At 64.3% G+C, this 8,648-nt stretch carries 9 protein-coding genes; 7 read left to right on the top strand and 2 right to left on the bottom strand.

The genetic code is table 11. From position 1 onward, the window contains the following. From BMW75_RS28910 to BMW75_RS28880, 7 genes are all read left to right on the top strand, one after another. Positions 1–420, top strand: a 420-nt coding sequence (locus BMW75_RS28910) for a dihydrodipicolinate synthase family protein (RefSeq protein WP_175493302.1), incomplete at its 5' end; no start/stop codon positions are given. Between the two features lie 251 nt (positions 421–671). Then, on the top strand, positions 672–1,397 hold the full coding sequence (locus BMW75_RS28905) for a FadR/GntR family transcriptional regulator (RefSeq protein WP_076520755.1): 726 nt from the start codon (positions 672–674) through the stop codon (positions 1,395–1,397). A gap of 396 nt (positions 1,398–1,793) precedes the next feature. After that, positions 1,794–2,810, top strand: a complete 1,017-nt coding sequence (locus tag BMW75_RS28900) for an amino acid ABC transporter substrate-binding protein (protein WP_092582896.1) — start codon at positions 1,794–1,796, stop codon at positions 2,808–2,810. Positions 2,811–2,907: 97 nt separating this feature from the next. Beyond that, positions 2,908–4,116, top strand: coding sequence for an aminotransferase class I/II-fold pyridoxal phosphate-dependent enzyme (locus BMW75_RS28895; protein ID WP_092582895.1), 1,209 nt, complete (start codon positions 2,908–2,910; stop codon positions 4,114–4,116). Between the two features lie 3 nt (positions 4,117–4,119). Next, a complete protein-coding gene (locus BMW75_RS28890) occupies positions 4,120–5,310 on the top strand; it encodes an amino acid ABC transporter permease (RefSeq protein ID WP_092582894.1) in 1,191 nt (396 codons plus the stop codon). Position 5,311: 1 nt separating this feature from the next. Next, positions 5,312–6,412: an amino acid ABC transporter permease gene (locus tag BMW75_RS28885; protein WP_092582893.1), complete on the top strand. Its 1,101-nt coding sequence runs from the start codon at positions 5,312–5,314 to the stop codon at positions 6,410–6,412. An 18-nt stretch (positions 6,413–6,430) separates the two neighbouring features. Beyond that, a complete protein-coding gene (locus BMW75_RS28880; protein WP_076520751.1) occupies positions 6,431–7,171 on the top strand; it encodes an amino acid ABC transporter ATP-binding protein in 741 nt (246 codons plus the stop codon). Between the two features lie 169 nt (positions 7,172–7,340). On the opposite strand, the gene BMW75_RS29375 is transcribed toward BMW75_RS28880, so the two are convergent. Beyond that, on the bottom strand, positions 7,341–7,727 hold the full coding sequence (locus BMW75_RS29375; protein ID WP_139208622.1) for a hypothetical protein: 387 nt from the start codon (positions 7,725–7,727) through the stop codon (positions 7,341–7,343). 9 nt (positions 7,728–7,736) lie between these two features. Further along, on the bottom strand, positions 7,737–8,648 hold a 912-nt coding region (locus BMW75_RS29935; RefSeq protein ID WP_175493301.1), incomplete at its 5' end, for an RHS repeat-associated core domain-containing protein.

Genomic DNA, 8,648 nt, shown 5'->3' with positions numbered 1-8,648 from the left:
GGTTTCAAGGACGGCATCGGCGACATCGAATCCATGGTCCGCATCCGCCGCAAGCTGGGCGACCGCTTCTCGTACCTGGGCGGCCTGCCCACCGCCGAGGTCTACGCCGCCGCTTACCGCGCGCTGGGCGTGCCCGTCTACTCGTCGGCCGTCTTCAACTTCGTGCCCAAGATGGCCATGGAGTTCTACAACGCCATCGCCGCCGGCGACAGCGACACTACCAACCGCCTGCTGGATGACTTCTTCCTGCCCTACCTGGAAATCCGCAACCGCAAGGCCGGCTACGCCGTCAGCATCGTCAAGGCCGGCGCCAAGCTTGTCGGCCACGACGCAGGCCCGGTGCGCGCACCCCTGACCGACCTGACCGGCGAAGAGATGGAAATGCTCGACGCCCTGATCAAGAAGTCCGGCGCGGAGTAAACCCGCGCCCGCGTAAGCGCCAAAACGCCCTCCGCCGGAGGGCGTTTTGCTTCTTGATGCAAAGAAAATTTGGCGAATCGCGGGCCGTATGTTGTCATATGGCTCAATGCTGTCCCGCGACCGCGCCGCCTGGCGACGCGCTCCCACGCCCGGGCCGGACACCCGCGGCGCGCCCCGGGAACGCGTACACTTGCGGCTGCGCGCGCGGGGCCGCCTGCCCTGCCCGCAGCGATTTCCGTATAAGAGAGACAATGCAAACTCCTGCCCGGCCTCCCCGCTCGCGCCTCACCGACTACGTCATCGATGAACTGACCAAGCGCCTGGATGCGCGCCAATACCGCGCCGGCGACAAGCTGCCTTCCGAGCACGCGCTGTGTGACGAGTTCGAAGTCAGCCGCACGGTCATCCGCGAAGCCGTCGCCTCCATGCGCCTGAGCGGCCGCCTCGTCAGCAAGCCCGGCATCGGCGTCTTCGTGACCGAAGACCGCGAAAAACCCATCGACTTCGTGGTCGAACCCGCCACCGATCCGCGCTGGGCCCTACACATCATGGAGCTGCGCGCCGGCCTGGAAGTCGAGGCCTGTGGACTGGCGGCCGAGCGCCGCAGCGCGTCGGACCTGAGCGGCATCGTCGAAGCCTTCGACGCCTTCAACCGCGCCACGCGCGACATGGAAGCGGCCGTCAAGGCCGACTACGAGTTCCACCTGTCGATCGCCCGCGCGTCCAACAATCCGCACTTTCCCGCCTTGCTCAAGGCCGCGGTGCGCGACGTCATGCTGGACCTGAACATCAAGCATGGCGGCAAGACGCCCGAAGAACTGGAAATGTACGAAACCCGCAACGTGCGCGAACACGAAGCGATTTTGACCGCCATCATGCGCCGTGATCCCGGCGCCGCGCGCGCCGCCATGGCGCGCCACCTGGGCGACAGCATTGCGCGTTACCGCAAGCTGCTGTCCCATCCGCCGGCGCAATAACACCGAAGCCAGACCGTTCCCGTGTGTCGGATTACGGGAATCCCCTTACTTGTGTACTTGTATGACGGCTGCCATCATACGTCTTATTGGATGACGCACGGCGTCGGCCGCGATAACGGCCCTCGTCCCGCGCGCCGCCACTAGACCCATGACGTACCAGTGCCGCCGATGAGCCCCATTCTTACCCTCCGCAGTACGTACCACCGCTACACCACGCGCCGGCACCGGCGCGACGCCTGACCGGCCCCGCCGGCCTGCCTGCCTCACCTCCCTTTTCGACCCCCGTCCGAATGCGCGACGCGCCATCCCCAGCTTTGCCGGGGCGGTCCCCGCACGCTTGGCCGTTTCCGACCCATCCGCTTTTTCAAGCACTTTCGATCTCCAGGAGAAATCTCCATGCGCAAGTTTCTGAGCTCCGCCGTCGCGGCGACCTTGCTGTGCGTTGCTTCCGGCGCGCAGGCCGGCGTGACCTTCGACGCCGTCAAGAAAAAGGGTTTCCTGCAATGCGGTTTTGCCGGCATCCCCGGCTTCTCGGTGCTCGACAGCAAGGGCGAATGGACCGGCTTGGACGTGGACATGTGCCGCGCCGTGGCGGCCGCGATGTTCGGCGACGCCTCCAAGGTCAAGGGCAACGTGCTGACGGCGCAGGCGAAATTCACCGCGCTGCAATCGGGCGAAATCGACATGCTCTCGCGCAACACCACCCAGACGCTGACCCGCGACACCACGCTGGGCCTGATCGGCGTGGGCGTGAACTTCTATGACGCCCAGGGCCTCATCGTGAAGAAGGCGATGAACGTCAAAAGCGTCAAGGAACTGGACGGCGCCACCATCTGCGTGCAGCCCGGCACCACCACCGAACTGAACCTGTCGGACTACTTCCGCAGCCGCGGCCTGACCTTCAAGCCCGTGCTGGTCGAGAACTACGACGAGAACTTCCGCCTGCTGGAATCCGGCCGCTGCGACGCCTACACCAACGACAAGTCCAACACCGCGGCCAACATGCGCACGCGCCTGGCCAACCCGGACGACTGGGAGATCCTGGCCGAGAACCTGTCCAAGGAGCCGCTCGGCCCCATGGTCCGCCAGGGCGACGAGCAGTGGTTCAACGTCGTGCGCTGGTCGCTCAACGCCATGCTCGAAGCCGAGGAATACGGCATCACGTCCAAGAACGTCGATGAAATGCTCAAGAGCACCAACCCGAACGTCCAGCGCATCCTGGGCGTGACGCCGGGCATGGGCAAGAACCTGGGCCTGGACGACAAGTGGGCCTACAACATCATCAAGCAGGTCGGCAACTACGGCGAAAGCTACGACCGCGCGATGGGCAAGAACAGCCCGCTCAAACTGGAACGCGGCCTGAACAAGCTGTGGACGCAAGGCGGCCTGATGTACGGCTGGCCGGTGCGCTAAGTCCCGGCATGACGCGGCTGCGCCTCGCGCGCAGCCGCCCTCTTTTCCTGGCGTGCGGGCGCGGCCCGCCCCTGAATCACCTTTACGCAGCAACACCATGAACAGCATCGTCAACGCCCGACTCAAACAGATCAAACCCTCGCCCAGCATGGCCGCCAAGATCGTCGTGGACGAACTGCGCCGCCAGGGCCGCGAGATCGCCGACTTCACGCTGGGCGAGCCCGACATGCCCACGCCGGCGCACATCGCGCGCGCCGGGCAGGACGCCATCGCCGGCGGCGACATCCGCTACACCAGCCCCAACGGCACGGTGGGCCTGCGCCGCGCCATCGCCAACAGCCTGGAGCAGACCCTGGGCGTGCGCTACGGCATGGACCAGATCGCCGTGGGCGCGGGCGCCAAGCAGATCATCGCCGCCGCGCTGACCGCGAGCCTGGAGCCCGGCGACGAAGTCATCGTGTGCGCGCCGTACTGGGTGTCGTATCCGGACATGGTGCTGCTGGGCGAAGGCAAGCCGGTCGTGGTGACCGGCCCCGAATCGCAGGGTTTCAAGCTGGACGCGGCCACGCTGGAAGCGGCCATCACGCCGCGCACGCGCTGGCTGATCCTGAACTCGCCCAGCAATCCAAGCGGCGCCGTCTACAGCGCCGCCGAACTGCGCGCGCTGACCGACGTGCTGCTGCGCCATCCGCACGTGTGGATCCTGAGCGACGAGATCTATGCGCCCTTCACCTACAGCGGCCAGGCGCACGCCTCGCCCGTGCAGGTCGAGCCCCAGCTCATCGAACGCACGCTCGTGGTGAACGGCATGTCCAAGTCCTACGCCATGACCGGCTGGCGCGTCGGCTATGGCGCCGGCCCGGCCGAGCTGATCAAGGCGATGAGCACGGTCATGTCGCAAAGCACGTCATGCCCCAGCGCGATCTCGCAGGCCGCGGCCCAGGCCGCCCTGGAAGGCGACCAGTCCAGCGTCGCGGAGATGGTCCAGATCTTCAAGGCCCGCCGCGACCTGATCGTGCGCCGCCTGAACGACATTCCGGGCATTTCGTGCGCCATGCCGGACGGCGCGTTCTACGTGTACGCCAACGTGCAGGGCCTGATCGGCCGCAAAGGCCCCCACGGGGAGCTGAAGACCGACCTGGACGTGAGCCTCTTTTTCCTGCGCGAAGCCGGCGTGGCCGTGATCGACGGCGGTTCGTACGGCCTGTCGCCCTATGTCCGCTTCTCGTTCGCGACCTCCACCGAGGTCATCGAGCAAGGCATGGACCGCCTGGCCGTTGCGGTCAGCGCGTTGATGGCGGGCTGAACCGTGGCGCCGCATATCGCTCAACTCCCGGCGCAGCGGCCGCCGCGCCGGGTCTCATGGAACGACCCGGCCACGCGCGCGATCGTCTACCAGGCGCTGGCCCTGGCGCTCGTCGGGGCCGCCGTCTGGTTCCTGGTGCACAACACGCTGCACAACCTGTCGCTGCGCAACATCTCGACCGGTTTCGGCTTCCTGAACCGCGAGGCGGGCTTTGCCATTGGCGAAACGGTCATCGCCTACTCCCCCGCCGACACCTACGGGCGGGCCATCTTCGCCGGGGTGCTTAACACGCTGCGCGTCGGGCTGCTGGCGCTGGTAGCCGCGACCGTCCTGGGCGTCTTCATCGGCGTCGGCCGCTTGTCCAAGAACTGGCTGGTCAACAAGATCACCTCCGTGTACGTCGAAGTGATGCGCAACGTGCCGTTGCTGTTGCAGCTCTTCTTCTGGTACGCGCTCATCACCGAGAACATGCCGGGTCCGCGGCAGGCGCACAATCCGCTCCCGGGCGTCTTCATCTCCAATCGCGGGCTGAAGGTGCCGGGGCTGGAAGGCACGTCGCTGGACTGGATGCTGGGCGGGCTGGCGCTGGCCATCGTGGCGATCGTCGTCGTGGGGCATTGGGCCACCAAGCGCCAGGAGGCGACCGGACAGCCGTTCAAGCTGGGCCGCACGGCCATCGGCCTGCTGGTCGCGTTTCCCCTCATCGGCTGGCTCGCGAGCGGCGCGTCGCTGACACTGGACATGCCGGCGCTCAAGGGCTTTAACTTCGTCGGCGGACTGACGCTGACGCCGGAGTTCGTCGCCCTCTTCCTGGGCCTGACCGTCTACACCTCGGCCTTCATCGCCGAAGTGGTGCGCTCGGGCATCCAGGCGGTCAACAACGGCCAGTGGGAAGCCGCCGGCTCGCTGGGCCTGCCGCGCCGCCTGGTGCTGCGCCTGGTGATCCTGCCGCAGGCGCTGCGCGTCATCATCCCCCCGATGACCAGCCAGTACCTGAACCTGTTGAAGAACAGTTCGCTGGCGGTGGCCATCGGCTACCCCGACATCGTGTCGGTCGTGAACACCACGCTGAACCAGACCGGCCAGGCCATCGAAGGCATCCTCATCATCATGGGCGCCTACCTCACGGTCAGCCTGTCGATCTCGATATTCATGAACTGGTACAACAAGCGCATCGCGCTGGTGGAGCGTTGAGATGAGCAACACTACGCAAACCCTGGGCGCGGACCTCGCCCCGCCCGGCGCGCAGACCGGCGCCTGGGCCTGGATGCGGGCGCGCCTGTTCTCGTCGCCGCTCAATCTTCTGATCACCGTGCTGCTGGCGTGGGGCCTGCTGATGGCGGTGCCGGCGCTGGTGGAATGGGCCTTCATCAAGGCGAACTTCGACGCGACCAACGCGCAGGAATGCCGGGCCTCCGGCGGCGCCTGCTGGGCCTTCATCATTGAAAAGCACCGGCTGATTCTGTTCGGCACGTATCCCTTCGATGAGCAGTGGCGGCCGCTGATCGCCACCGTGATCCTCATCGCCGTGATCGTGGCAAGCGGCATGCGCCGCTTCTGGAACGGCAAGCTGGCGCTCATCTGGACGCTGGGCCTGGCGGCCGTGGCCGTGCTGATGTGGGGCGGCGTCTTCGGCCTGACCTACGTCGAAAATGCCCGCTGGGGCGGCCTGCCGCTCACCTTGATCCTGGCCACCTTCGGCATCGCCTTCGCCTTTCCGGTCGGCGTGCTGCTGGCCTTGGGACGCCGGTCGAAAATGCCCGCGATCAAGGCGCTGTGCGTCGTGTACATCGAGCTGATCCGCGGCGTGCCGCTCATCAGCCTGCTGTTCATGTCCTCGGTGATGCTGCCGCTCTTCCTGCCCGAAGGCTTCACCATCGACAAGCTTCTGCGGGCGCAGATCGCCATCATCATGTTCGCCGCGGCCTACATCGCCGAAACGGTGCGCGGCGGCTTGCAGGCCATCCCGAAGGGACAGTACGAAGGCGCGGACTCGCTCGGCCTGAACTACTGGCAGCAGATGCGCAAGATCATCCTGCCGCAGGCGCTCAAGATCGTGATTCCGCCGCTGGTGGGCATCTTCATCAGCCTGTTCAAGGACACCTCGCTCGTCGTGATCATCGGCATCTTCGACCTCACGCTGGCGGCCAAGGCGGCCCTGTCCGACGCGGCATGGCGAGGTTTCGGGGTGGAGGCCTATCTCTTCATCTCGCTGATCTACTTCGTCTTTTGCTATTCCATGTCCAAATACAGCCGCGCGCTCGAGCAGCGCCTGGCCACCGGGCACGCCCGGTAAACCCGAAGGAGACCAGGCATGTCCGATGCCATCATTCGCCTGCAGGACGTCAACAAGTGGTACGGCCAGTTCCACGTCCTGCGCAACATCAACCTGAACGTCGCCCAGGGCGAACGCATCGTGGTGTGCGGGCCCTCGGGCTCGGGCAAGTCCACGATGATCCGCTGCATCAACCGGCTGGAAGAACACCAGAAGGGCCAGATCATCGTCGACGGCACGGAGCTGACCAGCGACCTCAAGCACATCGAGACCATCCGCCGCGAGGTCGGCATGGTGTTCCAGCATTTCAACCTGTTCCCGCACCTGACCGTGCTGGAAAACCTGACGCTGGGACCCATGTGGGTGCTCAAGCAATCCCGCGCCCAGGCCGAAGCCACGGCCATGAAATACCTGGAGCGCGTGCGCATCCCGGACCAGGCCCTCAAATTCCCCGGCCAGCTATCCGGCGGCCAACAGCAGCGCGTGGCGATCGCGCGGTCGTTGTGCATGAATCCCAAGGTCATGCTGTTCGACGAACCCACGTCCGCGCTGGATCCCGAAATGGTCAAGGAGGTGCTGGACGTGATGGTCACGCTGGCGCAGGAAAGCGGCATGACGATGATCTGCGTGACGCATGAAATGGGCTTCGCGCGCAAGGTCGCCAACCGGGTGATATTCATGGACCGCGGCGAGATCATCGAAGAGAACAACCCGGACGACTTCTTCGATCATCCGCGGAACGAAAGAACCAGGCTGTTTTTGAGTCAGATTCTGCATTGAAGTGGGAGGGGTGATCGGAGAGCGCATGCGCCTGGGCGGACCAGTCGCCGCCTGGGCGGAAGGCCTGAGGCGTTCGAATGCCAAGCCGGGCGGGGCGGAAGGCGATTGAGCCCGAGGTTCGACCGAGTCTAACTAGGGACGGCGCGCGGAAGGCGTCGTTCCGCGCCGCTCATTCAATTATTCGGCCTCTCACGGAGCGGCCTGTCACGTAGCATTCCCCGAACTCTCTAACTTCATCCATCGATTGAGGATCGCCGGCCATGATGTAATTTCCATCGACATCAAGGCACCAAAAATCCTCGAATCGAAGCAGCTTGACGCCAGAGCATATGGCGTTGTCGTGAGCTCCGTTGACCTTTGAAAACAGCTCTTGTACGTCAAGAACCTCGATTTCCACCTTATTCCAGACATTCCCCGTGCATGAATGATTCCTGGAAAAAAATACCATCTTTGCATTTAGTGGCCGATCGTCTTCGTAAGAGTACGAAAAGGACAGCAATAGGCCATCGTCAAAGTTGTGAAATTGTTTAAGTAGCGTGAAAACACTTTCACACATCGCTCACTCCTATTTTCCTATGGGTGTGGCAGGTATCAGGCCCTCGGGAATGGTGCTCCACCCATCGGGCACACTCTCAGGGGCCAGGTGCACCGCGGACTGGCCATGCGCGGATTTGAAATTTCCCGGTGGGTTAAGTATGTGCCCATGTCCAGAGCACGCACATCCTCCGTGATTCTTGAAATCAACTTGACCGATTGCTTTTCCGTCCACGTTGTACACAGTATTCTGAACTGCTAATTTTCCACTGGCATCAGTCTTCGTGTATATCGACTCCGGGACGCCCGTGGGGAGAGCCTTGTCTCTGCCGGTGGTCTGACCACCGTCGCCAACCGCCAACCCCAACGGATCAACCCACCCCACCGGGTTATCCGCATACTGGTAAACATTCAACCCGCCCGCAAACCCGATCGGATCCTTCGTAATGAACCGTCCGATCTGCGGATCATAGTACCGGTGCCGGTTGTAATGCAGGCCCGTTTCCTGGTCCAGATACTGCCCCTGGAATCGGATCGGATTACGGATTCCGGCCGCGCGGGCGGCTTCCGTGATAGCTTCTTTGGCCGCGCCCCACGCGTGGTACTGCGCGCTCCACGCAATCTCGCCTTGCGCGTCTGTCAGTTCCTGCGGTGTGCCCAGGTGATCGCAGTGATACCAGGCCATGGCGTCCACCGGGTCCGGGTCGGGCGAGGATATCCATAGCGGATCGCGGTCGATGTCATAGGCGCCGGCGTACGCCGGTTGCTGGTGCAGGAGAATGGGCTTGCGGCTGATCGCCTGGGCCAGTGGGACGAAGCTGCCGGGTTCGTAGAGGTAGTGCGTGGTCTGGTCGTCGTGGCCTTCCCATGCCAGGGTGTCGCCATCCCAGCCGAATAGCGTCGTGCAGCAGCCCATCGCGCGGTTCACGCGGGCTTGCTCTTC

The organism is Achromobacter sp. NFACC18-2, assembly GCF_900108985.1.
Classification (GTDB): Bacteria; Pseudomonadota; Gammaproteobacteria; order Burkholderiales; family Burkholderiaceae_B; genus Achromobacter.
The sequence above is the reverse complement of the archived record's forward strand: the minus strand, read 5'-3'. Positions and strand labels throughout refer to the sequence as shown.

Coding starts and splice junctions, on each gene's coding strand:
- BMW75_RS28885 (WP_092582893.1), top strand. CDS start 5,312: ATGAGCAACACTACGCAAACCCTGGGCGCGGACCTCGCCCCGCCCGGC.
- BMW75_RS28905 (WP_076520755.1), top strand. CDS start 672: ATGCAAACTCCTGCCCGGCCTCCCCGCTCGCGCCTCACCGACTACGTC.
- BMW75_RS28880 (WP_076520751.1), top strand. CDS start 6,431: ATGTCCGATGCCATCATTCGCCTGCAGGACGTCAACAAGTGGTACGGC.
- BMW75_RS28895 (WP_092582895.1), top strand. CDS start 2,908: ATGAACAGCATCGTCAACGCCCGACTCAAACAGATCAAACCCTCGCCC.
- BMW75_RS29375 (WP_139208622.1), bottom strand. CDS start 7,727: ATGTGTGAAAGTGTTTTCACGCTACTTAAACAATTTCACAACTTTGAC.
- BMW75_RS28900 (WP_092582896.1), top strand. CDS start 1,794: ATGCGCAAGTTTCTGAGCTCCGCCGTCGCGGCGACCTTGCTGTGCGTT.